22 protein-coding genes are annotated in these 26,193 nt (G+C 44.0%); 10 read left to right on the top strand and 12 right to left on the bottom strand.

The genetic code is table 11. From position 1 onward, the window contains the following. Positions 1-64: 64 nt before the first annotated feature. From QNM18_RS24555 to QNM18_RS24535, 5 genes are all read right to left on the bottom strand, one after another. Positions 65-307 carry a hypothetical protein gene (locus tag QNM18_RS24555; RefSeq protein WP_211013199.1) on the bottom strand — a complete coding sequence of 81 codons (243 nt, stop codon included), beginning with the start codon at positions 305-307 and terminating at the stop codon, positions 65-67. Positions 308-409: 102 nt separating this feature from the next. After that, on the bottom strand, positions 410-1,693 hold the full coding sequence (locus QNM18_RS24550) for a sensor histidine kinase (protein ID WP_211013200.1): 1,284 nt from the start codon (positions 1,691-1,693) through the stop codon (positions 410-412). Next, the gene (locus QNM18_RS24545; protein ID WP_284138696.1) at positions 1,683-3,074 is read right to left on the bottom strand and encodes a sigma-54-dependent transcriptional regulator; all 1,392 of its coding nucleotides are present in this window, start codon (positions 3,072-3,074) and stop codon (positions 1,683-1,685) included. Before QNM18_RS24545 ends, QNM18_RS24550 begins: the two co-directional genes overlap by 11 nt. A 59-nt stretch (positions 3,075-3,133) precedes the next feature. Beyond that, positions 3,134-3,985 (bottom strand): D-hexose-6-phosphate mutarotase, encoded by an 852-nt coding sequence (locus tag QNM18_RS24540; RefSeq protein WP_211013202.1) that lies wholly within the window; start codon positions 3,983-3,985, stop codon positions 3,134-3,136. A gap of 133 nt (positions 3,986-4,118) precedes the next feature. Further along, positions 4,119-6,077, bottom strand: coding sequence for a methyl-accepting chemotaxis protein (locus QNM18_RS24535; protein WP_284138695.1), 1,959 nt, complete (start codon positions 6,075-6,077; stop codon positions 4,119-4,121). A gap of 161 nt (positions 6,078-6,238) precedes the next feature. Here QNM18_RS24535 and QNM18_RS24530 point away from each other — a divergent pair, with 161 nt between their 5' ends. The 6 genes from QNM18_RS24530 to QNM18_RS24505 all read left to right on the top strand — a co-directional run bounded on the left by QNM18_RS24530 (position 6,239) and on the right by QNM18_RS24505 (position 11,651). Next, the gene (locus QNM18_RS24530) at positions 6,239-7,477 is read left to right on the top strand and encodes an OprO/OprP family phosphate-selective porin (protein ID WP_247687564.1); all 1,239 of its coding nucleotides are present in this window, start codon (positions 6,239-6,241) and stop codon (positions 7,475-7,477) included. A gap of 357 nt (positions 7,478-7,834) precedes the next feature. Beyond that, a complete protein-coding gene (locus QNM18_RS24525; protein WP_284138694.1) occupies positions 7,835-9,076 on the top strand; it encodes a carbohydrate porin in 1,242 nt (413 codons plus the stop codon). A 208-nt stretch (positions 9,077-9,284) separates the two neighbouring features. Continuing rightward, the gene (locus QNM18_RS24520) at positions 9,285-9,674 is read left to right on the top strand and encodes a YbaN family protein (RefSeq protein WP_211013205.1); all 390 of its coding nucleotides are present in this window, start codon (positions 9,285-9,287) and stop codon (positions 9,672-9,674) included. Positions 9,675-10,041: 367 nt separating this feature from the next. Beyond that, the gene (locus QNM18_RS24515) at positions 10,042-10,482 is read left to right on the top strand and encodes a DUF4920 domain-containing protein (protein ID WP_284138693.1); all 441 of its coding nucleotides are present in this window, start codon (positions 10,042-10,044) and stop codon (positions 10,480-10,482) included. Positions 10,483-10,490: 8 nt separating this feature from the next. After that, on the top strand, positions 10,491-11,045 hold the full coding sequence (locus QNM18_RS24510; RefSeq protein ID WP_211013206.1) for a PepSY-associated TM helix domain-containing protein: 555 nt from the start codon (positions 10,491-10,493) through the stop codon (positions 11,043-11,045). Positions 11,046-11,189: 144 nt separating this feature from the next. Next, a complete protein-coding gene (locus QNM18_RS24505) occupies positions 11,190-11,651 on the top strand; it encodes a DUF1842 domain-containing protein (protein WP_284138692.1) in 462 nt (153 codons plus the stop codon). On the opposite strand, the gene QNM18_RS24500 is transcribed toward QNM18_RS24505, so the two are convergent. From QNM18_RS24500 to QNM18_RS24480, 5 genes are all read right to left on the bottom strand, one after another. Then, positions 11,641-12,060: a carboxymuconolactone decarboxylase family protein gene (locus QNM18_RS24500; protein WP_284138691.1), complete on the bottom strand. Its 420-nt coding sequence runs from the start codon at positions 12,058-12,060 to the stop codon at positions 11,641-11,643. The two genes, QNM18_RS24505 and QNM18_RS24500, sit on opposite strands and share 11 nt — an antisense overlap. A 105-nt stretch (positions 12,061-12,165) precedes the next feature. Beyond that, a complete protein-coding gene (gene lspA, locus QNM18_RS24495) occupies positions 12,166-12,657 on the bottom strand; it encodes a signal peptidase II (protein ID WP_284138690.1) in 492 nt (163 codons plus the stop codon). Positions 12,658-12,737: 80 nt separating this feature from the next. After that, positions 12,738-14,432, bottom strand: coding sequence for a methyl-accepting chemotaxis protein (locus QNM18_RS24490; protein ID WP_284138689.1), 1,695 nt, complete (start codon positions 14,430-14,432; stop codon positions 12,738-12,740). 39 nt (positions 14,433-14,471) lie between these two features. Beyond that, positions 14,472-14,888: a BLUF domain-containing protein gene (locus tag QNM18_RS24485; protein WP_284138688.1), complete on the bottom strand. Its 417-nt coding sequence runs from the start codon at positions 14,886-14,888 to the stop codon at positions 14,472-14,474. A 73-nt stretch (positions 14,889-14,961) separates the two neighbouring features. Continuing rightward, entirely contained in the window at positions 14,962-16,605 is a 1,644-nt protein-coding gene (locus tag QNM18_RS24480) for a methyl-accepting chemotaxis protein (protein WP_211013212.1), read from the bottom strand. 223 nt (positions 16,606-16,828) lie between these two features. On the opposite strand from QNM18_RS24480, the gene QNM18_RS24475 reads away from it, so the two are divergent. After that, positions 16,829-18,943, top strand: a complete 2,115-nt coding sequence (locus QNM18_RS24475; protein WP_284138687.1) for a TonB-dependent receptor plug domain-containing protein — start codon at positions 16,829-16,831, stop codon at positions 18,941-18,943. Then, positions 18,933-19,448: a TlpA family protein disulfide reductase gene (locus QNM18_RS24470; RefSeq protein ID WP_284138686.1), complete on the top strand. Its 516-nt coding sequence runs from the start codon at positions 18,933-18,935 to the stop codon at positions 19,446-19,448. Before QNM18_RS24475 ends, QNM18_RS24470 begins: the two co-directional genes overlap by 11 nt. On the opposite strand, the gene QNM18_RS24465 is transcribed toward QNM18_RS24470, so the two are convergent. After that, positions 19,445-19,615, bottom strand: coding sequence for a hypothetical protein (locus QNM18_RS24465; protein WP_023400276.1), 171 nt, complete (start codon positions 19,613-19,615; stop codon positions 19,445-19,447). The two genes, QNM18_RS24470 and QNM18_RS24465, sit on opposite strands and share 4 nt — an antisense overlap. 463 nt (positions 19,616-20,078) lie before the next feature. Between QNM18_RS24465 and QNM18_RS24460 the strand changes: the two genes are divergently transcribed. Beyond that, positions 20,079-21,611, top strand: coding sequence for a hybrid sensor histidine kinase/response regulator (locus tag QNM18_RS24460; protein ID WP_211013214.1), 1,533 nt, complete (start codon positions 20,079-20,081; stop codon positions 21,609-21,611). A 12-nt stretch (positions 21,612-21,623) separates the two neighbouring features. Continuing rightward, the gene (locus QNM18_RS24455) at positions 21,624-22,391 is read left to right on the top strand and encodes a substrate-binding periplasmic protein (RefSeq protein ID WP_284138685.1); all 768 of its coding nucleotides are present in this window, start codon (positions 21,624-21,626) and stop codon (positions 22,389-22,391) included. A 121-nt stretch (positions 22,392-22,512) separates the two neighbouring features. On the opposite strand, the gene QNM18_RS24450 is transcribed toward QNM18_RS24455, so the two are convergent. Then, the gene (locus QNM18_RS24450) at positions 22,513-26,151 is read right to left on the bottom strand and encodes a LamG-like jellyroll fold domain-containing protein (RefSeq protein ID WP_284138684.1); all 3,639 of its coding nucleotides are present in this window, start codon (positions 26,149-26,151) and stop codon (positions 22,513-22,515) included. Positions 26,152-26,193: the final 42 nt, after the last annotated feature.

Below are 26,193 nucleotides of genomic sequence, written 5' to 3'. Positions count from 1 at the left end.
AAATATCCTTGGTACTACCATATTGATAGTAAACCTTATGCCAATTTTTGGCGTCAAGGAAGGGCTAATCATGACGCGCCATCGCCCCTAATGAAGTGAATAAGGTCAAAATTGCACCCACAACAACAAATGCAATCATTGAAAATGGTGCGCTCAGCCCCAGAGCAAATTTAGCACTTGCCATCGCCGCAGCGACAGCCCATACGCTCAACCGACTCAACCAACGCTTGGTATGACTAGGCAATTGAATATGCTTTAGGGCAAAACTCATCACAAGAAAAGCGATAAACGGATATAACACCAACACAATACACTCCTCGCTGAATACTTAAGTCAAATTCAGAAACTTCCCGGTTAGAATGTCACTGACTCTCGTTGAGTGTTAATTATATGGTAATGATAATTATTATCAACTAGGCAGGGAAATTTTCACTTCTGCTCCGTGTAAACCATTGCTTACTGTCAGGCTCCCTTCATGCTGCTCGATAACACGTCGGCTTAGTGTTAAGCCAATCCCTTGCCCTGTGCTCTTGGTGGTGTAAAACGGCGTCATGGCATTTTCTATGTTGGCAAACCCACCTCCCTGATCTGTAATGGTAATCACAACATGGGATGCCTGATAGCCAGCCTTAATGCTGACAGTTTTACCTTGTGGGCTTTGTTTTGCGTTTGCCTCGGCGGCATTACTCAGTAAATTAATTAACACTTGTTCTAATAACTGAGGATCGCACTGACAAACACGCACAGTGCAATCCAATAGTAGGGTTTGATCTTGATATATCTGTGCGATAAGTGCATTGACAGACATCAATAAATCTTTGAGCACCACCTGTTTTGGGTGAACTTCAAGTGGCTTGGAGAGTTCACTAAAGCGACCAACAAATTGCTGTAAGTGATGACAGCGTTGTTCAATAACCGATAGCGCATGCTGATCCCTTGGTAAGACCACTTTGCTCTGTAAGCTCTGTGCTAACGAGCTAACTGGCGTCAAGGTGTTATTAATTTCGTGGCTGATAACCCTAATCAAGTTCTGCCATGCTGTCAGCTCTTGGTGGCGCAGTACTTTTCTAATATCCGTGGCAATAAGCAAGCTATAACGCTTTCCCTGCTCATAAAATTCACTGCTGCTTAAGGTCCAACTTGTGTGTAATTTTCGATTTAAAAACTGCCAGCGTTCGTTATCTCGAGCTAGCTCTAGTACCTCAGCGTCACGCCCTTTATCTAACTGCCAAGGTCTGTGATATATCGCCTCAAAGGCGGGATTTGCATAACTAAGTTTATTGTCTTCGTCAAACACCAAAATAGGACAAGGCAGCTTATCTATCAACTGATAAATAACATAAATATGGCTATTGTAGCGCGCTTTTTGGCTGTGCAATTCATCGCTCAATGCCACTAATTCACGTTCAAATTTCGCCACTTCACCACTGCGATAATGCGGCTTAATTTGATAGGTAAAATCAGCCTGTTGCAGTGCTTCTAATTGAATACTTGCCCGCTTAAAGACGCCGCTAAGACGCCCCAAATATAAATTGGACAAAGCCTGAAGGCAGACAAATATAATTAATGCAACTAGGATGGTGGCCCACGACGCAAAGAGCCATTCTTTGACCACAAAGCTACTAAGCCCACTCACTAGCCCATTGAGCAACAGCAAATACAGAGCTAGCACTCGCTCAAAATTAGCTGACATCTTTTAGACCATATTTGTCCAAGCGGCGATATAGCGAAGACTTAGTTAAGCCTAATCGCTGTGCCGCTTGACTGATCACGCCACACTCTTCTTCTAACACTTGCATGATCAGACTTTTTTCCATATCAGCCAAAGTGCACGAGCTATCTTCTAACCGAGTCTGAACACGCGTTGCCACGGCAGGCTGCTTTGCCAATCGTAATTGACAGTCCTCTAAGCAGATCTGTGGTCCTTCACTCATCAGTAACGCGCGTTCCATTACATGGCTAAGCTCGCGAATATTGCCTGGCCAAGGGTAGGCTTTCAGTGCATTTTCGACCTCCATTGATAACCCTTTATCCGTGATCCCATAACGCTTTGCATGCTGTGCAAGCAAATGTTTAGCCAATGGAACAATATCCGATTCTCGATCACGCAAAGGAGGCAACTCAAACATCAAGGTATTAATGCGGTAGAACAAGTCTCTGCGAAAGGTGCCTTGTTCTATACAGGTGGGTAAATGAGCATTGGTTGCACAAATTAAACGGATGTCACTGCGGATCGTTTGGCTGCTTCCCAACGCCTCGTACTCACCCGTTTCTAACACCCGCAGTAATTTTGCTTGTAAAGGCAAAGACAAAGTCGCCACTTCATCCATAAAGAGCGTACCACCTGACGCCTTGGTAAAACGACCTGTGCGATTCTGCTTCGCGTCAGTAAACGCTCCTTTCACATGGCCAAACAGCTCACTTTCGAACAATGACTCGGCCAATGCGCCCATATTCACACTGACGAGTGGCCCTTGTGCTCGCTGGGAATGTTGATGAAGCCAGGAAACAAAGTGGCTTTTACCCACGCCACTTTCGCCACAAAGTAGTATACTGGCATCAGATACCACCACCTTTTCAAGCTTTTTTTGCAATGCGCGCATACTCGCAGATTGCCAAACAAATTCGGTTGCAGGCTGCGACGTTTGGGTTTGTTGGCTAGCAATATAAGATAGCTGGTTTTGCTGTCGAGTTTGTAGCTTGAGCTGCTGCTGAATTGAGGTTAGAAGTGCTGTGTTTTGCCACGGCTTCTCTATAAAGTCACAGGCCCCGAGCTGCAATGCCCTAACCGCAAGGTTGATGTTTCCCCAACCAGTAATACACAGCACCGCAGGTGTATTATTTCGCTCTTTCAACCAAGCCAAAAAGTCCAACCCCTCCTGCCCTGAGGTTGTATCCTTAGAAAAGTTCATATCAAGCAAGATAATGGCAATTGCTTTTACACTGAGCAGCTGTTTAGCTTCGTCTGGGGAAGCGGCTTCCAATACTTTGAAGCCCTGATCTTCAAGAAAGTAAGCTGCGCTTAGTCGCACCTCAATATTATCATCGATGATCAAAATGGTTGGCACTGACATAAATGTACCCTAACGTTTACTTCACGTTAGGATACGTCAATCAATCTCATTGGAAAAGTTTAACGCCAGCGTATTGTTGTAGTTAACGTATGACTTTGACCTGGTTCGACAGTTGCAACGTCCTCCAGTACATTGGCTGCTTCTAAACACAGCATACTCAAGTACTCTTCGTCTTGAAAATTGCTCAGGCGTTTTGATTTATCAATCCAAGGATTCCACAGCACGCAAGATGTCGAGTTTTCACGGCCAACCTCAATGGTGCCATCTGGCGTATGGATATTCTGAACTGGCGCAGCTTGCGTATAAACCATATCAGTTTCACGTGCAAAACCAACCAGCTCTGATTGGTCAAAAGGACCTTGACCAAACTCGATATATTTTGCCCCTTGCAAACCATCAACTGTGGTGTCTTTAATATTAGAAGTTGGAAAATAGGTATGTAGCGCTTGTGTCAGTGAAAAAGGTGATTGACCTAGGTTCGTGTTAGTAAGCCTCACCTCTAATTGTTCACTCAAAATAAACTCGACTTCCAATTTAGATTCATGCGGCCAATATTGCTTATCAACTTGCATCATGGGTAACGACAGTGAAATACGTACAGCTTCCGATGTTTCAGTCACTTTCTCCGCACGCCACACAATCTTTCGCGCAAACCCATGAGCGGGCCATTCTGGGTTTTCATGCACACCAAACCAAGGCCAACAAATTGGGATACCGCCGCGTACCGACTTTCCTTCTTGATAATCTTCATCTGCCGACACCCACAGTAAGTCGCTTTTACCATTAGGGATAAACTCTGTAATTTGCGCACCTTGTAAAAAAATTTTCGCCTGACACAGGGGGCTGTTAACCTCAAAATATTCTAGCCCTGTATCAGTTCTTGCTAATTTTACTGAGTCGGAAAATTCCATGATCCACCTTTAAATTTTATTTAACTGTCCTTACATTACCGAGCCGTCTCCACAGAGTAAACATGATTTGCTCACTATGAATGATCTTCAACAATTTTGTACAAAATAACAGCACGTTAGCATAATTTATCAACTAAACTTTAAACTTGCCAACCAACTCCGTGAGCTGCTTTGAAAGGCCTGTCATTTTATCACCATTGTCACAGGTATCGCTGGCTATCACAGAGACGCTGTCAGCTGCGTTTTTAATTTCGACCACATTGCGGTTGATATCTTCCGCTACATGCTGTTGCTCTTCCGCAGCAGTCGCAATCTGGGTATTGAGATCACTGATATTTTGGATAGATTGCGTAATTTCAATGAATTGATTTTGTGCAGAGTGAGTCAGCTCAACTGTTTTTTCAGTTCTTTCTAGGCTATTTGTCATGTCTGTCGACACGCCTTCTGTCATTTTACGCAGTTTATCCAACTGAGATGCGATTTCCTCCGTTGATTCAGAAGTGCGCTGCGACAATGCCCTTACCTCATCTGCAACCACGGCGAAACCACGCCCATGCTCTCCTGCCCTTGCCGCCTCAATCGCCGCATTTAATGCCAACAAGTTTGTCTGCTCTGCTATCCCACGTATCACACTCAAAATCGACATAATATTTTCACTTTCACTATCGAGTTTTGTGATATCTGAGGTCGCGCGGTTTATTACACCGGATAACTCAGCGACACTGTCCACCGTTTCCGTAATCACGGTTTGACCGAGCTCGGAAGCGTGCTGAGTTTGTGTAGCCAACTCGGCAGCATTGGCGCAACTTGATGCGACTTCATTGGCCGTTGCCGCCATCTCATTGATGGCGGTTGCTGCCATTTCCAATGACTGCTGCTGGGCACTGGTTGATCCTGTCAATTCATCCGCCTGTCCCGCGGTTGCCAACGCAGTTTGATTCACTTGCTGCGCACAGTGATTGATTTGCTGTACCAGTTGCGCAATTAAGTTTAAAAACTGGTTAAAGCTCTCTGCTAATTTTCCGGTCTCATCTTGCGTGGTCACTTCCAAGCGCTTAGTCAGATCCCCCCCACCTTGGGAGATCGCAGTCAGACCGTCACTCACATTGACAATTGGCCCTGACAGTAAGTTGGCAATATAGGTTGCTAGGGCAATAAAAATTGCCACCAAGATCCCGCTGATCACCAAAATGGTTACCTTCATTTTATTGGCTGTGCTCATCACCTCTTGCTGTTCAACAAATGCGATAAACTTCCACCCAAGTGTTTTCGAGGTATAGATATTGGAAAAGAAATCAACTCCGTCGATGGTGATCTCAAATAATCCATCAGGGGCGCGGTTTAGTTCGGTGTAGAGACCATTTTCAACCTCATCAATATGCTTGAAAGTATATTCCGGATGTTTAGCATTGACCAAAATAGTACCGCTATCCTCTTCCAACATAAGATAGCCTGTTTCACCTAACCGAATACTCTTGATTATGTCTGTTAAGCCTTTGAGTGAAACATCCATTCCTTGTACACCAATTAACTCCCCGCCCGCTTGCACAGCCTTAACGGTTGAAATGATTGCCGTGTCATCTGGTTCCCAATAATAAGCTTTCGTCAGTGCGGTCTGACCACCGTTGGCTTTACCTGTGGTGTACCAAGGCCGCACTCGAGGGTCATATCTTGCACTCACTTGGCCTTTTGGCCACTGAATATACCCACCTTGAGGATTGCCAAAATAAATATAGGAAATGCCCGGATGTGAAGAGCCAAATTGCCTGTAGAGCTCATATAAGCGACGCTCCACCGGAGTTCCTGTATCCGGAGACATCTGCTCAGCACTGCTATTTTCTATATAAATCGACACTTGCTCACGACCTTGCAGTACATCAGGGTGACTGGCCAAGTAGGCTACATTTTTGGCCACTTCCTCAAAAAACATGCTGATCCCATTATCAATCTGCTGAGCTTCTCGGCTGCTCATTTCTACAAATTTATCCACTGCAAGCTGTCTTGTTTGAGAAATAACGATGACGGCAATAATCAGCAGTGGCACCACAATCGCGGTGATGAATGCAAGGCGTAACTTTTGAGAGATAGTCATAATGAAACTTCCTGTGGGCATTCAAAAAATATAGTTGTTGATCTTCAACTATACAAAAAGATTAAAAAATTCCTGCCACGTTACATACCAAGGCAATGGACAGCATCAAATACTCAACTACGCTTTATGTCAGATACGCCTGCTTTTAAGGATATATCCCAATGCCGCTCACAAACTGTAAACGCCTTGCTGCTACCTGTCTTGTTCTGCTGACGCCAGCACTGGCCACAGCGTCCGACACAGAACTGGCCGAGCTCAAGCAACAGCTACTAAAGCTGCAAAAGAAAATAGAGAAATTGGAAGCACAACAAAAGCGCAAAACAAAAGAGACAAAGCCAGCGTCCACTATCAAGGTTGGCGGTGCAGTGAGGACCACGCTCAGCCACACCTCCTATGACGATGACAATAAGAATCGCGGAGGCGATTTCGAACTTGATGTATTTCGCCTGAATTTTTCTGGCAATATAGGCGGGTTCGGACTCAATGCGGAGTGGCGATATTTTGATTACATGACCGCAGTGAAGTATGCCTATTTATATTATGACTTTGCAAAAGATTGGCAGGCTCAAGTGGGCATGACTAAAGTGCCATTTGGGAATTGGCCATATAATTCACACAGCTGGTTTTTTGGTACAACGTATTATGTCGGCTTAGAAGACGATCATGACATGGGCATACTCTTCAAACGTAAGCTGGCCGACAATTGGCAACTGGATGTAGGCTTTTTCAAAAATGATGAACTCGGTGGCGTTGATGGCTATGTTGAGTCACGAAGCGATCGCTACTCCTATGATATCGTGGGTGCCAGAGACACCAGTGACGGGATCTACGATGATCCAACTCAGCCTCTGGGCGAGTACAATACGTTTTCAGGTAGGTATGGCTATCATTTTAAGCATAAAGGCGGCACAACAGAGCTAGGTGTCTCAGGCCTGATGGGCGATTTACACAACGGAATTGAAAAAGCGGGAGAATATCAAGCATGGGCGCTGCACCTGAATGCCAGCATTGGTAAATGGAATCTGCAAATGCAGCATGGAGAATACGAGTATGATATCGCAGGTATCGACCGCATTGCCGTGGGTGCTTATGCGTTTTACGACTCCATTGCAGCTGAGGCAACCATGTCTAACTTTAATGTCGCATATAACATGAAAGTAAAGCTAGGCCCGATAAATGCGCTGCAGTTTTACAATGATTTCGGCATCATCTACGATAAATCAGACAATAGTAGTGATACTTGGATGAATGTAACTGGAGTGTCCATGTCCGCTGGGGCATTTTTTTCTTATCTAGATTTTGTTAATGCCAAAAATCAACCCTTTGTCGGCGGTTCTATTGCCGGGGACAGTGACGATACGGAGCGTCGCTTTAACCTCAATTTTGGATACTACTTCTAGATAGTCATTTATGGCGTGGCCAAATAACTCTATTTGGCCAAAAAAATCATAAAAATTGATTTTTTTAAATGTGGAAAACACACCTAGTGCAATATTGACCACTTATTTACAAAAAAACACCAATACATTGATAAACAAACTAAAAGTTGTGAATTAACTTAATCTAAAACGTTCTAAATGGACCCTAAACATAACAAAATTTAAGCAATAACCTGACAATCCTCAATCCTTTTTACCACTGCGATACAATCCGATTACAAACCATAAAAGTTTGCAATTTCCACCAATTTGCACACATAAATATTGTGGGTTAGTCTTGCGCCTTTGTTAATTCTCACCCTCTGGATAGTCTAATCAATGTCAAGAAGTACTGGACAAGTAATCGCCTTAGGTGGCGCGCTATTGTTGACCGCGCCTCATGCAATTTCGGCCAATAGTGAACTGTCAGCGTTGAAACAACAGCTCGCTCAATTAGAGCAAAAAATACAACAACTGGAAAACAATCAAGCAGCTGAAAAGGAAGCTAAAGACAGTTCAGAGTCAGGTATCAAAGTTGGCGGCGCTATCCGCGTCAACTACTCAACAAACTCATATGATGAGGATACTAAAAACCGCGGTGGAGATTTAGACTTTGATGTATTTCGCTTTAACGTGTCTGGTGAGATTGCCGACATTGGCGTCAATGCGGAAATTCGCTTCTTTGACTATATGAGCGTCGTTAAATATGCCTACCTTGATTACGACATCACTCCTCAATGGCAAACACAACTCGGTTTAACACAAGTGCCATTTGGCAATGATCCCTACAACTCTCACAGTTTTTTTATGAGTCCAAATTATTATTTGGGCCTTGAAGATGACTATGACATGGGTCTCGTCATGCGAAGAAAAGTAACCGATAACTGGCAGCTTGACTTAGGCTTTTTCAAAAATGATGAGCTTGGAGGCATTGACGGTTATGTGGAAGACCGCAAAGACAGATACTCTATCGACATTGTCGGTATTCGTGCCGACGATGAAGGTACCTATGACGCTCCGGCCTCGAAACTAGCTGAGCAAAATACCTTTGTTGCGCGCTACGCATATCATCTAGAACACCCAACAGGCTCAACGGCAATTGGGGTCTCTGCTTTATCGGGAGGCTTACACGACGGTAATTATAGTGCAGGTGATTATCAAGCGTGGGCAGTACACCTTAACAGCAACCTTGGCAATTGGAATCTGCAATTGCAACATGGTCAATACGACTATCAGATTGATGCAACGCAACGTATTGCGATAGCAGCCAACGCGACCTATGACACCATGCCAACCGAAGCAACATCGAGCAGTGTAAATATCGCCTACAACTTATCAGTTAACTATGGCCCTATCACACACCTTCAGCTATATAACGACTTTGGCACCATCTACAATAAGTCAGATGCATCAAATAATTCATGGATGAATGTGACTGGCGTCGCGGTCACCGCAGGCCCTATATTTTCTTACGTTGACTTGGTTCACGCTAAAAACCAACCTTTTGTGGGCGGTACACTTTCAGGGCAAAGTGACGATGTTGAAAGACGCTTTAACATCAACATTGGTTACTACTTCTAAAGTACCTTCAAAGGCCATGAAAACAAACGCTATTTTTATGGCCTGCCAAAAAGGAATTCTCTTTTAATTAGGATAATTAACTACGTTTTTCGTCTATAATGGAGAGACGTCTGCTGTTAAAATACTGCATAACCACTTCGGTATTTAGTCAATCAGGCCGAATATTGTTTTAATATCGGCGTATACAACCAAGGAGAAACAGCTATTTATGAAGAAGCTTTTTAACCGCTGTTTCTGGTTGCATGCAGCAGGCATCATCTTTGTAGGGTTGGGGTTTATAGGTATGGCCTTGCCCGTGATGCCTACCACCATCTTTTTTATCCTAGCACTTGCTTGCTTTTCACGCTCATCACCAAAATTCGAAAACTGGTTGCTAACGCATCCCAAATTTGGTCCCTCCCTTGTCGCATGGCGAGAATATCAAGTAGTCCCTCCTAAGGGGAAATGGGGAGCTGGTATCGGTATGCTGATAGGCTATATTGCACTGTGTTTTAGTGCCGCTCCTTGGTATGTGTTGATAATAGTGGCCGTCATTGAAATACTGGCTTTGACCTACATTCTCACACGTCCCTCACAGCCACCTATTACCAGCAATTAAATACTCCGTGTTGAATCCGCCTCAAAAGGTATCGGCAAACTTCAATTTAGAAGGTGTAGTTCAAGGTCAATTTGTAGTTTCGCCCTAATTCTCTAGGCCGTTCGCTTCCCCTACAGTGCTCTTACAAAACGCTCATCTGTCACATTGTCGATAACTGCACGGACAAGCAGATCAGAGAAATGACCTGTGACTTGGTATTTTGCAGTCAAGTTATACACTTGGTAGGGTTCTATGTCATAGCCAAATAACTAAAAGTGATAAAAGCCAGTACCACTTACCTAGTAAGTGAGTGCGCTTACTGTTCCAATGTGATGCGCTTTGTCGTAACTTATTGTTCCGTATAAAACATTTGAATTAAGGAAAAGATATGAAAACGGGTGTAATTCTGGCCACAATGGCCTGCGCTTCAATGTTTAGCCAATTGGCAATCGGCAAAACTTATAACGGCGGTGCAGACAAAAGTAAATTGGTGTCCATTTCTCAGTTACTGAGTGAAGCACAAAGATATACAACTCAAACGTCTACAATCCAAGGCACTATTACGAGAGTCTGTAAAAAACGTGGCTGCTGGATGCAACTTGCAAGCGATAAAAAGTTTCAATCTTTAAGAGTAAAAGTGCGCGATGGAGACATGGTTTTCCCAATGACAGCACAAGGAAAAACAGCCTATGCTACGGGTACATTGAAAATAAAACCACTGACACTGGAACAAACCAACCAAAAGCGCACGGCACAAAACCTAAGCCCAGTTGATACCCCAGAGGTATTACACCTTTTCATTCCTACTGCCGTGACCATTGAGGACTAATCAGCACAATGTCATGGTTTCAACTCAATCGCAGCTTGCATAGAGATATTGGCTATTTCTGTATTGGCATGACGCTCGTATTTGCTATCTCAGGAATAGCACTTAATCATATTCATCAATTTAATTCTAACTACCAAGTTTCGCGCATAACTCACTCTGTGCAGCTAGAGAACTTAGATTTAGAGACACCGTATTTTGAAAACCAATTGCTGCAAAAATTGGCACTGGACGACACCATCAAAGCCCGTTTCTGGCCAGATCAGACAACATATAAGTTGTTTTTACAAACGTCTACTTTATACCTTTACCCGAGCCAAAATAAGGTGATCGTTGAGCAAGTCGAGCCACGTTTTTTACTTCGCCAACTCAATGCATTACACCTCAATGAGGCTCGTGCCGCTTGGATGTGGTTTTCGGATTTTTATGCAATCTTGCTCATTTATTTAGCTCTGTCGTCTTTATTTATGATCAAAGGTAAACGAGGAGTGCTAGGACCTCGGGGATGGTTGGTGATTGCAGGGTTTGCCGCGCCCGCTGCATTTATCTATGTTTACTCGCTTTAAGTTTGTAAATACACACTTACATAATTAGTACTGTAATTATCTGTAATGGCATAAACTCACCGCTCAATCTAGAGTAACAATAATTGAATAGACTGCAGCAATATGTGCAGCAGTCTAGATAATAAACTCGGTCAAGGGGCAGGCATGCTGTCAACATCTTGCGGTATTAACGGACTTTTTCTTGCCAATTATATACTTGGCTATGATTCGGCTAAGCCGATTTGCCAAATCTCGCTGCTTGTTTACGTAGGAGATAAAACCATTTCTGGGCGCGCTAAAGTACACCTTAAACAAAGTGGTTATACCAACCTCATGTTTCACCTCAATGGTGAATTTCACTATCAGCAGTCGTCAGGTTCACCCTGTATCGCTATCACCTTACTTGGCCAGCAACCTCAAATGTGTACACCACGCCACGGCGTATCATGCCATTATATCAAACTGGACATGCTACTGAACGACAACTGGCGAGCTGGCCAAGCTAGTTTTAGTTACAAAGATCTCAGCAGCCGCGCATGGTGCCATTTAAACCCACTCAAAGTTAAGCAGGTTTATAACAACAACATTTCTGATCTAGCCCAGCTGTCATTGCAAGTTAAAGGTTGAGACCTATCGCAACACGATTCCAATTATTAATTTGCAATGCTAAACCAATAATCGCCAACTGCTGTGATTCGCTCACACAATGTTGCAAGTATTTATCAAGCTCACAGGAGGAGGCCGAAGTCACTCTATGTGCCAAAAATAATGCTGCTTGGTCAAAAGGCTCTAGAGACGATAAATCTTCATTTGCTAACGCCGCCTTGTATCGCTCATACAATTTCGAAGATGCACTTGTTTTGAGTGCCTCGTCATGCATTGCTTGGCAAAATTGACACCCATTGATGTTCGATACATAGAGTCGAATTAGGTGAACGGTAGCTTCAGGAAGAGACTGTTCAGCAGGCTCCCCAAGCTGGGCTAGCGCGGTGTGAATAAATGGATAGTTAGAATATAGCTGTGTACGTGAAATCATCGTTTGCTCCTTATTTTTCGACAAAGAGAGCTTACGATGAAACAACAATGCAAAAATTGGACATTTACGACAGTGAAAAAGAGATGACTTCGATGCGCTCAAGTATCATTTTAGCTGCGCAGATTGGAAGGGGGTGCACAATATAATCATCATCGCACCAACCAAAATAACAACATCAGCGATGTTAAAAATTCCCGTGCGAATAGATCCAACTCCCAGATTTATAAAGTCAATCACGGCACCGTGATTAAAAATACGGTCAAGCAAGTTACCAATACCACCAGCAAAAATTAAAGATAAAGAGGTTAATTGCAACTTGGACAGATCTCGACTTTTGACCATATAACTCAGTAATGCCAGTAAAAATAGACCGACTACACCAATAAATAGCACCATTCTCTGCCCAGGAGATAAACCAGCGCCTACCGACAAAAAGACACCAAGATTTTCGGTGTAACCAATGCGCACCATATCGCCCAAGTAACTGGTCATTTGCCAAGCCACAAGGTTGTCGCTGGCCCACCACTTTGAACCTTGATCTAGTAGTAAACAAACGATGCATACCAATGCAATATGGCCCGCTTTGCTGTCATTCATTGTTCAAATTCCTACATTGTTTTTTTCACTATAAAAAGCACTTGGTGAACATAAAATGACAAATCGATAAATTTTCCTGCTTAGTCGGTTACAAAGCGATTAAAATTGGTGTGCAAGTCAATATTCCGCTTGGCAATATTGTGATTCGCATCGGCGGTTTCACTTGCTCCCTGCGCGGTTTCCTTTGCCAATTCATTGATATTGTTTATATTTTTATCAATATCAACCGCCACCATAGATTGCTGCTCAGTTGCAGTGGCAATTTGAGTATTTAAATCGTTGATTTGCTCTATTGCATCTGAAGCTGAGTCTAACATTTGCTGGGTCTGCTCACTTTTTTGATAGCAGTTATGAGCACTCGTTTTTCCTTTTTCCATACTGCTCACCACTTTATTGGCTTCTGTTTTGAGTCGTTCAAGTAAATCTTGAATGTCGGCTGTTGATGACTGAGTGCGTGTTGCCAAGGTCCGTACTTCATCCGCAACGACCGCGAATCCACGCCCCGTTTCACCCGCCCTTGCAGCTTCAATCGCTGCGTTAAGTGCCAATAAGTTGGTTTGCTCTGAAATACTTTGTATCGCTTCTAACACCGAGCTTATGTTGTTGGTCTCTTCGACTAACTCACCAATGTCATCGGAAGCTAAATTGAGCTCAGTCACGAGATTCTCAATAATTTGATTGGTCTGAGTGGCAATGCCCTTACCGGCATTCACTTTTTCACGCACTTTTGCTGTTGCTTCAGCGGCATGCGCCGTGCTTTTTGACATATCTTGGGTGGTCGTGGTCATTTCGTATACAGCTGCGGCAACCATCTCTGTTTGCTGCTTTTGCTCAGTGACACTTTGCTCAGTTTGACGCATCACATTCATTGCCAGCTCCGATGAGCTACCCAAGCTTTTCACCACTTCATTGGTACTTTGAATGGTTTCCCTTAGACCTGAGACAAATTTGTTAAACTCTTTGGCCATAACGCCAGTCTCATCTTTTGCAGAGTCATCCAACATCACGGTCAGATCGCCGTCACCGCTGGCAATTGACTTTAATCTTACAATCAATGCTGCTAGCGGCTGCGTGATAGAGCGACCTATTAGCTGTGCGGAGGCAATAGCCACAACAATGGCAAATACAGCCGCTACAGAAATTAATTTAATCGCCAAGATTTCGTCGTGCTCCGCTTGCAGCGTCGCTTTTTGAGTGAACTCCTGAACATCTGCCAACACGGCTATCAATTCATCTTTTAACTGATCTTCTTCTGCCTCGATTTGTTTCACCAAAGGCATAATTTCAATCAAAGGCTGCTGTGTTAGCTGTTGCATTAACGCAGTTATATCTCTGCTCGCTTGCGCATAATGTGCGCTTATAACATCCAGCTCCTGCTGTACCTGCTGAAACTTCTTGGCCGCTTCTTGTGAGTGCGCCAAAGTAATTGCTTTGGTGGCAAAGGCCCGTGTATCTTTAATTTCTTGACCGACTTTTTCCACGGAATCAGACAATTTTAATGACAATTGCTGAACTTTTGTGTCATACCCTGGGTGATTGGCATCAGCCAAAGATTTATATAACAACATGCGCTCTAATAAAATGGCCTGCTCTAATTGATGTTCCGTTATCTGCGTAAGGAAGTTATTTAAGGGGATGTCTTCCTCCGCTATATCAATTAGCTCATAGCCAATTTTAGCCATTTGCACTAAAGCGATTACACTCACCAGCAACAACATCGCAAGCTGAATAGCACTCATTAAATATATTCTATGTGCAATTTTTAGTTGATTCATAATCAACACCTTTTAGTTTGTTAAGCAATATCAGCCTCATCAACACTGTTTAAAATAGTGGAGTAACTGAATAGAAAACTCGGGGTTATGCTGTAAATAACCGTAACTGTCTTGTTGAACCAAAAACTCTGACATGCCTTCGTGTTTATCAATGTCACAGCTTTCAACACACCTGAAACCCATTTGCCACTGCGCAAACAGACGCTGCTCAACATACTGCTCATGTAACTTGTTTACTCTTTCATGGCGTGGATCTCGGCAAATACGAGCGTATAATGCGCTCACAGACTCGGCCTCCCCCTCCAATAATTGGACAAACGTACCTTTGCCGTCATACAGCAGTAACCCAGTAATACCATTGCTTGCATTGCGTTGACGAAACTGAGTCATCATCTGCAACAGCTCCTGTTCCGTAAATCGCTTTTTCGCCTTACTGATGTAGACAAGTTGAAACATGTTAGCTGTCTCTCCAAACCGAATAAGACTCGCAAGCGCAGCCATCTTTTTGCACTCACAGACTCAAAAATGACTAACGCACTTTAAAAAAGCCGATAGCGCTGCGCATACCTGCCGATAGCGCATCCAGCTTTTGTGTCGCATCTCGATTGGTCTCAGTCACTTCAATCGCATTGTCAGACATCGCCGCGATGGAATTCATCGCCTCCGAGACTTCCGAGATTGCGCCCACTTGCTCGGTGCTTGCTTGCACGACTTCTCGCACTCGTTGTAATGAATCGCTGGCTTGGGCATCAATGCTTTGCAACAGCTCAGTAGCTTGCTGGATCAAGGCTTTACCATTTTCGACTTGAGGCTGGGTCTGCTCCATGGCTTCAACAGAAGCTGATGTTTCTTTTTGGATTTCACCTATCATTGCCTCTATTTGTGCCGTTGCTTCCCCGGTACGTTTGGCCAACTGTCTGACTTCATCAGCCACCACAGCAAAACCACGTCCTGATTCTCCGGCACGCGCAGCTTCAATGGCCGCATTGAGTGCCAATAAGTTGGTTTGTTCTGAAATACCACTGATCACATTGGCGATACCGCCAATTTGTTCTGTATTGGCCTCTAGTTTTTTAATTTGCGCAACAGTGCCATTGACCGTTTCAGCAATCTTCACAATCTCCGCAGCACTCGCGGCTATCGCATCACGACCTTTGTCTGCAAATTCAACGGTCGACTCCGAGTTTTCTTCTGTTTTTGTCGTTAATTCGCTGACATGATCGATGCTGCTACGCAAATTATCTAGCCGCACAACCGTTTGTTGTGTCAATGACGCTTGCTGCTGCGCCGCAGCATAAATATTGTCAGACCCCGCAGAAACTACTTTGGCTTGCTCTGCTAAGTCGGTCGACCCTCCTACAATTTTTGATACGATTTCCGTCAATTGTAATTTCATATCAAACAATTTAGACAGCATACTGTTTGGGTAATCCGTCGACATGCTCTGAGTAAGATCACCTTGCGAAATCGCAGAGAGTGCCTTTTCAGCCTGACGCACCTCTCCCCCAAGCGCCTCTCGAATACTTTTAGCAATCATTAAGCCAATAAACACACTCACGGCGATCGCCAATAAAGTAGCCCCTATCATAAACTGACCAAAGCCCCCGGCGACTGCACGCGCTTCTGGAGTTGCAATTTGATTGGCCTCTTCTTGATAATCAATAAACTCATTGATACGTGCAAGCCAGGTTATAAAAGCGGGGCGCGCTTGCTGTAAAACCACCTCATCAACATTGTCACCCGCACGTTTGTCAGCAATAATTTGCGCAACCAAAGGGCGTGTCGTAACCTTTATATCTGCGATACTTTTTAATATGCGCCGTTCATTATCGTTAAATGGCACACCTTTAGATTTCATCTGTGCCATGTTGTTTTCCGCTTCAACATAAAAGCGCTCGAGTTCTGCGATTTCTCGTTCAAACTGGCTTAATTCAGCATCGGAGTTAGTAATAGCCACATCGCGAATGGCAATTGCCGTATCGTGCACACTGCCTCTAAAATTAATTGCATAACGTTGCTTCACCGAATTGACATCGGTCATTTGTGCCAAGGTATCATCAATAAAATTGACATCCTTAATACCTATCCCAGTCAGTATTATCATCAAACATAAAATCGCGCCATACCCAACTGAAAGTCGCTGTCGTATCGTCAGCCCCGCTAAAAAGTTCATTCATTCACCTTTTCGTCACATCCGCTTAGTAAATTTAGGGCTTAAATTGTGCCAGCGCCAATTTAAGTCCAGTAAAAAATACGGTTTTTTCTGTTTTTATGCTTATCTAGACCTACAAAAGAACATTCTAATCACAACAATAAAAATAAATTATTGCTTGCAGTCTAAAGTGATAAAAGCTTAATATAAATGATAATCATTATCATACATAAAATAACAACACGTGAATTACCTGAATCCTTCTCTCTTAGCCACGCTACTGCTAAGCAGTCCGATAGCTCTAGCAAAATCAACAGCTCAAAACACACTTGAACACATCGAAGTGCAGGGCGTTCAAGCTCGCCTTCAATCACGTGGCGTGTTGAAAGACAGTATCGCGAAAACAGAATTGATTGATGCTAAGCAATTAAAAAATATGCAAGCTTCAAATTTAACGGAAGCAATAGATAAGGCGCTTGGGATCAGGGTTTCGAACGAATGTTCAATGTGTGGCGCAAAGCGCGTTATGATCAACGGAATGAAAGGCGAACACACCAATGTTCTTATCGATGGCGTCCCCATGCATACCATGCTATCTGGTTTTTACGGTATGGACAGTGTTGCTACGGCTGGGATTGGTACCATTGAAATCGCGCGAGGCGCAGGTGCATCGCTCACCGCACCTGAAGCGATAGGTGGCACAGTCAATTTAGTCTCGCAAAAGCCCAATAAAAATGCAGCTGAACTGGAAATGGCAACAGGTAATCAGGGATATAGAAAAGTTTCCATGGTCGCAATGGGCGTCAGTGAAGATGAACGTAGTACCATCAGTGCCATTGCTCAGCAGGACACTCGCGATCAATTTGATGGAGACAATAATGGCGTCAGCGAATCACCAATGCTCGACAATCAATCTATCGCCATTACCCTAAGCCATGATCTGTCTTTAGACACTTCTGTCAAAATCCGCTATGGGCGCAGTATCTCCGAAGTTTTTGGCGGCCCTGTGCTTGGCGATACCACCAGCTCAATTGCAGAAACATTGGCCAGCGTAAATCGCGGTGAAGCAGCAAGCCTATTCTCTGACAATACCGTGGATGGCCGATATACTGGCCACCCTTGGGAAACTGCTGAGTGGGTCGATACGCAAAGAGAAGAGTGGCTGTTTTCCATTTTACACAGCATCAATGATGAGCTGACACTGGATATCAGCTATGCCAACGTTGAACACATCCAAGATTCTTTCTATGAAAGCATCGATTATTGGGCCAAAGATGATATGCAGTTTGTCACGGCAAAATTATACTACGCCCTAAACGATCAGCACCTTATCACCATAGGTATGGATCATCGAGATGAGCAGATGCGTAGCCACAGTGCCGCGCTCGCAGATAATCCACTTTATATGTCTGATAGTTTCGATTACACCGTGTCTGGTTTGTACATCCAAGAGACATACACTCCCTCCATTGATTTTGAGCTGGCGCTAGCAGTTAGGTTTGATCGCATCACAGCAGATTTTATCGCCAACCGAGCCAACGATGACGAAATAGATGAAACGCTGGTTTCACCGCGTATCGATATGCGCTGGTTTCATCACGAAAACTGGACCTCGCGCTTGTCTGTAGGTCAAGGCTATCGCGCTCCTTTGTCGTTCTTTGAAAGTGATCATGGAATTTTAGATGCCGAAAAAGGATACCTAGTGGATGTACACGATGTTGAACGCTCAATTGGCTACAACTATTCACTCAACCACAGCGCAAATAAGATCAACGCGACTCTGTCTATAGCATATACCCAAGTAGATAACTTGGCATCACTCTCCCACAATGAAGCGGGCACACCTGTGCTTGGACAGCTGACGGAACAAGCGGATGTGTGGGCTTGGGATCTCGCTGTAAATTATCAATTACTGGAGCAACTGCAACTGGGCGCCAGTATTGAAAACTACCGTTACAATGGCGTCTTTAAGTCTTCTTTTGGCATTGCGCCGACAGAAAAACGCGCCAGCGTGAACCTTGAATTTGCACAGGCAAATTGGACTGTGAACGCAAACTACCTTTTTGTACCGAGTCGCGATTTGAGTGATTATGGGTATGAAGGGTTTAACGATACACAAGCACAACAAGCTAAAAAGACTGACGTATCAAGCTACGGCATATTGGACTTTAAAGTCAGCTATGCACTCTCAGATGACATTAAGCTTTATGTTGGTATGAACAATGCGCTTGACTGCAGTCAAGCAGCCGACGAAGAGTCTCCGCTTTTGTTTGATAGTGAAGGAGGTTATGACGTCACTTTTATCTACGCACCGCTGCGAGGTCGGCTTGCGTATTTAGGGTTTGACTATGACTTTTAAACACGTTTGTGTGTTGATGATATTGCTATTGGCGCCGATGGGTGCCATGGCATCAAGCCCTTTCTATCAGCTTAAGCTCACACCGATAACACCGGACGCGCCTTCAACCCTCGCGGCATATCGCGGTCAAGTTTTAGCACTTTTACTTGTTCAACCTCAGTGCAGCTGGTGTAAAAAACAGCACAAGCTACTCGCTCGCATGATTAAGCAACAACCAAAACACTGTCAGAAGCTCATAGCTATGATGATGGCAACTGGCGGTGACAAACATGTACTGAAAAGAGAAATGAAGCGTTACCAGAGCCCATTTGCCATAACCACTTTTCCAAATAGACTTTCTCAGTCTCTGGCGGTAAAAAGTACACCCCAACTATTTATTTTAGATAGCGAAGGAACGCTCGAGACTTATCATATTGGCTTTATGCCTGAAACCGCTTTGCGAGAAACCATAAACGGCTTATTGGAAAAAACGCAATGCCAACAAAGCAAGGATATGCTGGGTTAGTTCGCGCTACCCAGCCAGTTTAGAAAGCCTTTTGCATCGGCAGAATTGGCAAAATCAATATAGCTCAAGCCATCTTGATGTTTAACCGCCATGCGGCATTTATTCATAGAAATTGAATGGACTGGTAACGTGATCGCTACCTGCTGTCCTTGGTATAAGTAAGACATAATAAAACGCTCATTTTTAACTTTAATATCTCATTGCAGAGTATTACTGCACGGATATTTATTTACATGATGCCTTATTAAGGTCTGCTGAATCGTTGCCCCACTTCGTGGCGGCATTTATAACCATGGTATTGCATGGTTGCACATTTGATAATTTCAAAACAGACGCAGTAAGGCGCTAACTTTAAAACTATGACTGACTGGATCAAGGTAAGACATATTACTGCTTATGTTTGTGAGTTTCATAAGCAAGTTGGTCAGCATACTTTAATATAGCTCACTGTACAAGAGAAAAATGATATTTATATGGCAGTTTTACGCAAATTTCCTTGTAAACAGCCAACATGCAATATATTGATGTAAAACCCGGTCTCCCTGTATATTAAACATGCAATAGTCACGCAGCCAAATTATGTTGTGACTATACTAGTAGTAGCAACTAGTCTAACTTTGGAGGGGCCTTGTGCACAGACTAGAAAAGGAACTGTACGCAAAGCTACAAAAGCATCCAGAAATTTTCAATTTTGTGGCGGGATCAGCTCTGGATGGCTTTTGGTATTGGGACCTTGAAAACCCGGAAGAAGAATGGATGAGCCCAAAGCTTTGGCAAACCTTGGGGTATGACCCGAAGACCAAAAAACATGAAGTATCTGAATGGCAAAATATCATCAACCAAGACGACCTAAAGTTAGCACTTGAAAACTTCGAAAAACACAAAGCCGATCCAAGCTACCCCTACGATCAAGTCGTTCGTTATACACATGCAACAGGAAAAACAATTTGGATCCGTTGCCGTGGCCTGATCATTCGAGATGACAACAACCACCCGATTAGAATGATTGGGGCGCATATTGATATCACGGAAATTAAAGAAAGTGAGCGCCGTGCAATTGAAGCACTTGAAGCCAGAGAACAGTTCTTTGCTCGTATGTCTCACGAGATCCGCACTCCGCTGTTTGGCATTTTAGGTATCGCAGGCACCCTCAAAAGTGCAGTTAACAATGAAAAAATAGCGCAAGATATTAGCACCATATTAAGCTGTGGTGAGCAATTACAATCCTTGCTCAATGACATTTTAACACTGGCAAAACTAGATGCTGAAAAGCTCTCAACAAGTATAGAAAAAGTCGCTTTAGATAACGTATTTAGTCATATCCGTGAGTTATACGATGCAGCGGCCAAAGAGAAAAGCCTAACACTGGAAATCGATACCAATAATGCCCAACATGTCTTTGTAAAAACGGACAAAGTGCGCCTGACACAGGTTTTGAGCAATTTGGTCAGCAACGCTATCAAGTACACCAAATCTGGGTCAGTGACGCTAAGTGCCACACTCAAAGCACATACTTGCACAATTTCCGTCATTGATACCGGAATCGGTATCAAAGATGTCGACACTATTTTTCAAGCATACAAGCAAGAAGTGAGCTCTTATGAAGGAATGGTCAGTGGCAGCGGATTAGGGCTTGAAGTCGTCGCGCAATTGTGTGAGCTACTAAACTATCAACTCAAATTTGAGTCTCAGCTGGGCGTGGGCACGCAAGTAAATATAACCATGCCAGCTGATAAATTGCCGCCACAGCACGGGCCTGAACCCACACAGTCAGAGTTGAATATGCCCACGATTGAACGGGTACTTGTGGTCGATGACAATGCGCTAAACTTGGTCATTACCAACAAGATGCTTGCCGCGTTCTGCACCACAATTGAGCAAGCTTCCGATGGCTATGAAGCGCTTCAAGTAATTAATACATCTGAACAATTCGACTTAATTTTACTAGATATTAATATGCCAAAAATGAATGGTTATGAAGTGCTCGCCTTGCTAAATACCATGTCGCTCACCAATTCAACTCGGATCATCATGCTGTCCGCTGATGCGTACGAAGCCACTCAGCAAAAATGCCTTGAATTAGGCGCTGATGGGTATTTAACCAAACCGTTTACGCAACAAGACCTAATGGCAGCACTCACTGCAACCAACCCAAACACATAGCGTATTTAACTTATGATGCAAATCAAGCGACTAACACGCCCTTTGATCCTCGTTATTTTAGTCTATTTTGCAAGCGGCCATATGAGCTATGCGCAAACATTGACGATCACCATAGGTGAGTACCCGCCTTATTCAGGAGTTCAACTTGTCGAACAAGGTCTGGTTCCGCAAATCATTCGTAAAGCGTTTGCGCAGCAGGGGATCAAAGTGAAGTTTGTATTTATGCCTTGGGCGCGCAGCTTCAAAGAGTCAGAAAAGGTGCGCTATGACGCTTCTGCGTATTGGTACTGCACCACTGAAAGGCAACGCGACTACTTGTGCAGTACTGCTCTGTATGAAGAAACAGCGGTGTTTTTTTACAACAAAAATAATCCAATACCGCCATGGCAAAGCCTAGAAGAGTTAGACAAATACCGCATAGGTGCTACTCGAGGGTACAGCTATACTCAAGAGTTTTGGCAGCTTGCCAGTACTGGACTACTCAATATAAGCATCATGACACGCGATGAGCAAAATCTGTCAATGCTGATAAAAGGCAGAATTGACCTGTTTCCAATGGGCCTGCTCCCAGCTAATTATTTGCTGGAACAAGAGTATCCCAATGATAAACACGTGCTCAGTTATCATTCCACCCCGCTAATGACTGGAACGCTACATTTGCTGTTTCCTAGAACTAAGCCGACCTCTGAAAAGCTCCTGAAGATCTTTAACGATGGCATGCAAAAAATAATACACAGCGGCGAATATCAAACGATATTGAATGGCACAAAAACGAAGTAAGCGAACCGGTTAAGTATTTAAATCTACATAACTTAACCCCCAAGCAGCACTTCCGTTTTCGCTTGGATATGATCAAAAAACGCGGCAAGGGCCGCGTTTTATCGGTTTATATCGCCTTTATTTAACAAAAGATATGGCAAATGAAGTGTTTGGCACCATTGTAGGCATCTTTGGCAGTATCTTCAGCCTTATCTTTGGCGGTATCAAATGCCGTTCCAGCAAAGTCTCCTGCCTTCGCGCCATAGTTATTGACGGCGTCATCAACACTGATAATGCCGCTAAATACAGCTTGCTGCGCAGAGACACCATACTGCCCCATCGCTTGATCAAGTGGCAACATATTGGTCTGTACAAAACGAATAGCTGGCACGTAATATTGCGTAACAGCTTGGTCCACAGTAAGCATATTGGAGTTCACAGCTTCTAGGCCCCCAATGACACCATTGCCAACTAAATCAGCCGTATCTGCCACCGAGTTGGTATCAATGACCACGTTGACATCCACATCAAGGCCTATCAATACCGCTAGTTCGCCTGACACCCCTACGGTTAACTCACCGTCTTCATATCCTGCGGTTGCTCCTGCGTTGATCCCAACACCAAGGCCGGCTTCTACACCCCCTTCAGCGTTACCGCCAACCCCAGCTAAAGAGCCGCTTGCATAGCCAGAAGCAGTGGCCATTATCCCAGCTTCCGCGCCAGCAGAACCAGAAATTCCATAACACCCATCGCCGTAACAAAGTTGGCTATCGCCTTCAACATTTGCATAGGCCGTCAATGCTGCAGTCCCTTCAGTCGTCGCACTTGTTCCCGGCACAAAATCCACCTCGACTTCTAGTGTACTTGTGGCTGATACTGTTGCCTGTGTGCCCAATTTAACATGTTGAGAGATCTGGGTTTTATCAATCGTTAATTGCGCTTCAATTTCTGCATCAACCGTGACTTCTGCGCTGTATTCTTGCGACGCTGAACCCACTCCGTCAACTTCAACAGAACCACCAGCTGTCGCAACCGCGCCAGCACCAATATAGCTCCTTGCTTCTGCATTTACACCATCGGGCCCCACTGAAAATGACAGTTCTGCATCCGCTTCAGCATATGCTTTTGCATTTGCATAGCCATTAATACGCGCACCACCAATCAACTCCTTACTAACAGAGGTTTCAGCAGTCACCCCCACTTTCAGCTCAACCGCTTTGTCCACCTCAACTGTTGGAAAATCAATTGAAAAAGCGCCGGATTGGATTTCATCACCCATTAATGCAAAGACTCCGTTACCCATAGCAACTGAGTTATTCACTACAGCTCCAGCAGGCACACCCGCTATCATCACAATATTGCCAGGGCTAGTGTTAACAGATGCAGGTAGCTGGTAAGTTTTATAATAGTCTGCGATGGCCACCACGTTGTCGGTAAAACGAATGTAGTCGACATCGGTCATCAATAAGCGTGTCACACGAGTAGGGTCGTAACGGTACGTCAGCACCAGTGAGTTACCCACTCTCTCAACTGTATAGTTATTTCTGCTGTCCGCTACTTGGAAAACAGTCCCGCCACTGACACTGCGCTCTAACTCTGCATCATCTATAAAAACCTTTTGCTGTGTCGATATTGGGTTGCCGTCATAGCGTGTATTTAGCTCAACATTGACATAAAAATCGTGATGGGCGTTCGTCACATCTAACTTTAGACCTGTTGCATCATCCGCACTCAAATCTATACTGCCGCCCTGAATTAAATACTGATTATTTTTATCCAGCAAAACCACATCGTGAGGTAGTCCAGAAATGGTCACCGTCGCATCTTTGCGTACTTTTGGATTGATGATTACATTCAGCGGAACGGCCTTACCAACACCAAAGCTGCTCTTGATATCACGGTATTTTCCTTGCACTAGGTACCAAGGCTGCTCTGCGCTACCTCTCACATAGCGGTCATTTTTTTCAGTAACAACCCATACCCGACCATCGTTATCAACGGCTATCTCTTTCGCTTTAGCACTTAACTCATATTCGCCACCATAACTGGGAATAAAGTTCGGATCATTTACTGGTACGGCTTTACTCGTGTCGCCAAATACATCGGTTGTAGGATCAAAAGGTACGTTGTCATCGAATGATTTTACTTTTTTGGGATCAATCGCATCCGAAGGCGTAAAGTACCATGGAGCCGAGATACCAAAACGATTTTTTACGTATCCAGCGGCATCAATTCCCCAAACCTGGCCATCTGCGCCAACGGCCAACTTTCTCATAAAGCCATCTTGCGTCAACCAGTCCCCGGACGATTTTTTGCCATGTAACTTAATTTCACCTTTAAGGCCATTTCTTACATAGACTTCTCCATTTTGATTGGTTGCCGCAGCCCATACATAGCCATTCGGCTGTACTGCCAACTGTGGGAAAAAGCCATCAACTTGTTGCCATGGTGAATCGAAACGGTCTCGAAAGTATACTCTGCCATCATCCGTGCCCGCCCAAATACCCCCGTCTTTGTCACTGCCGATACTGACAAACCGCATCCCTTGATCAACGTCTGTATCTACTTTCCATTCGGTATTTTTGGCACGACTATAAACGACGCCGCGTTTGTTAATTCCCCAGTAGATATCACTATGATGCGTTACTTGTTCAATTGGCTCACCAAAGTCGATACTGCCACTTTTGGCAAACAGTAAGTCATCGTCTTTTGGCGGTACAATGTAAACAAAATCATACTGCTGAACAGGTTTCACTGCGTAGGGACTTATGCTGCCTGCGTGGACTTCCACCTGTAGTGAGAATTTACCGAAAAAACCTTGTGGAATGTTGAGTAACAATGCCCCATTTTTCAATGCATTTAAATCGACTACCTGCATATAGGTACCATTTTTATTTTTCTTAGGTAGCAAAGCATTACCTTTAATGCTCACCCCTTTTGGCAATCCAGATACAGTGACTGCGCGATAGTCTTGTGGCACGCTTAGCTGTGGTACGGTAAATGGATAATCTGCTGACGTAGAGCGAGCAGTGCCAGCTTGCGCACCGTGCAGGTGCAGGTAATCTCCACCCGTTGCATGATCTCGCACACTACCGCCCATTATATCGCTAATATTTAACGGATAATTAGCAATCAACCCCTGAGTACCAGCCTCAAATACAGCGCGGTTATTTGCGATAATTTGTTTTTGACTACGTGCTACATTCCACATCCTAAAGTCATGTATCGCACCTTTAAATAACGCATCTCCATTCCAAGCACTGCGCCCTATATAACGATGTCGACGCATTTGTGAGCTCGGTATATTCATATTGTTATTGGTGGCGACCAGCGCCCCATTAATGTATAAATTGGCTGTTTTTGTATCACGCTCAAAGGTTGCAGCCAGATGCGTCCAATGACCAATTGATATTGCCCTGGGTGAATCAACAACTGTTTCATGGCCATCGCGATAAATACTAAAACGAGGCTTGCCCGTTTTAGCAATAGACGTCGCAAAAATTATATTGTCGCTACCAGTTTGATTAAAAAAGTCCAGCAATCGCGCAAAATGCGTTACTTTGTCAACCTTTACCCAAGCTTCAATTGTAAAACTGCCGCCAAAGTCGACATTTTTGTCACTTACCAGCTCTGCATAGTCATCTTGTCCATCGAAAACAACGGATGATGCAACGTCGCGCTCTAATACACGATACTCGTCAGCTGCAATCGTTTGCGAAAATATGCCTAACAATATAACAACCGCATATTGAGTGAACTGCCCAATACAGTGTTTTAACATTATCAATTACCCTTTCTTTATTTATGCGCTTCAATCACAGGA

Source organism: Pseudoalteromonas obscura (assembly GCF_030135505.1).
In the GTDB taxonomy this organism is placed as follows: Bacteria; Pseudomonadota; Gammaproteobacteria; order Enterobacterales; family Alteromonadaceae; genus Pseudoalteromonas; species Pseudoalteromonas obscura.
The sequence above is the reverse complement of the archived record's forward strand: the minus strand, read 5'-3'. Positions and strand labels throughout refer to the sequence as shown.

What these genes read in the sequence shown, in the direction of transcription:
- QNM18_RS24550 (WP_211013200.1), bottom strand. Translation starts at nt 1,693, where the DNA reads ATGTCAGCTAATTTTGAGCGAGTGCTAGCTCTGTATTTGCTGTTGCTC.
- QNM18_RS24545 (WP_284138696.1), bottom strand. Translation starts at nt 3,074, where the DNA reads ATGTCAGTGCCAACCATTTTGATCATCGATGATAATATTGAGGTGCGA.
- QNM18_RS24540 (WP_211013202.1), bottom strand. Translation starts at nt 3,985, where the DNA reads ATGGAATTTTCCGACTCAGTAAAATTAGCAAGAACTGATACAGGGCTA.
- QNM18_RS24535 (WP_284138695.1), bottom strand. Translation starts at nt 6,077, where the DNA reads ATGACTATCTCTCAAAAGTTACGCCTTGCATTCATCACCGCGATTGTG.
- QNM18_RS24530 (WP_247687564.1), top strand. Translation starts at nt 6,239, where the DNA reads ATGCCGCTCACAAACTGTAAACGCCTTGCTGCTACCTGTCTTGTTCTG.
- QNM18_RS24525 (WP_284138694.1), top strand. Translation starts at nt 7,835, where the DNA reads ATGTCAAGAAGTACTGGACAAGTAATCGCCTTAGGTGGCGCGCTATTG.
- QNM18_RS24520 (WP_211013205.1), top strand. Translation starts at nt 9,285, where the DNA reads ATGAAGAAGCTTTTTAACCGCTGTTTCTGGTTGCATGCAGCAGGCATC.
- QNM18_RS24515 (WP_284138693.1), top strand. Translation starts at nt 10,042, where the DNA reads ATGAAAACGGGTGTAATTCTGGCCACAATGGCCTGCGCTTCAATGTTT.
- QNM18_RS24510 (WP_211013206.1), top strand. Translation starts at nt 10,491, where the DNA reads ATGTCATGGTTTCAACTCAATCGCAGCTTGCATAGAGATATTGGCTAT.
- QNM18_RS24505 (WP_284138692.1), top strand. Translation starts at nt 11,190, where the DNA reads ATGCTGTCAACATCTTGCGGTATTAACGGACTTTTTCTTGCCAATTAT.
- QNM18_RS24500 (WP_284138691.1), bottom strand. Translation starts at nt 12,060, where the DNA reads ATGATTTCACGTACACAGCTATATTCTAACTATCCATTTATTCACACC.
- lspA (WP_284138690.1), bottom strand. Translation starts at nt 12,657, where the DNA reads ATGAATGACAGCAAAGCGGGCCATATTGCATTGGTATGCATCGTTTGT.
- QNM18_RS24490 (WP_284138689.1), bottom strand. Translation starts at nt 14,432, where the DNA reads ATGAATCAACTAAAAATTGCACATAGAATATATTTAATGAGTGCTATT.
- QNM18_RS24485 (WP_284138688.1), bottom strand. Translation starts at nt 14,888, where the DNA reads ATGTTTCAACTTGTCTACATCAGTAAGGCGAAAAAGCGATTTACGGAA.
- QNM18_RS24480 (WP_211013212.1), bottom strand. Translation starts at nt 16,605, where the DNA reads ATGAACTTTTTAGCGGGGCTGACGATACGACAGCGACTTTCAGTTGGG.
- QNM18_RS24470 (WP_284138686.1), top strand. Translation starts at nt 18,933, where the DNA reads ATGACTTTTAAACACGTTTGTGTGTTGATGATATTGCTATTGGCGCCG.
- QNM18_RS24465 (WP_023400276.1), bottom strand. Translation starts at nt 19,615, where the DNA reads ATGTCTTACTTATACCAAGGACAGCAGGTAGCGATCACGTTACCAGTC.
- QNM18_RS24455 (WP_284138685.1), top strand. Translation starts at nt 21,624, where the DNA reads ATGATGCAAATCAAGCGACTAACACGCCCTTTGATCCTCGTTATTTTA.
- QNM18_RS24450 (WP_284138684.1), bottom strand. Translation starts at nt 26,151, where the DNA reads ATGTTAAAACACTGTATTGGGCAGTTCACTCAATATGCGGTTGTTATA.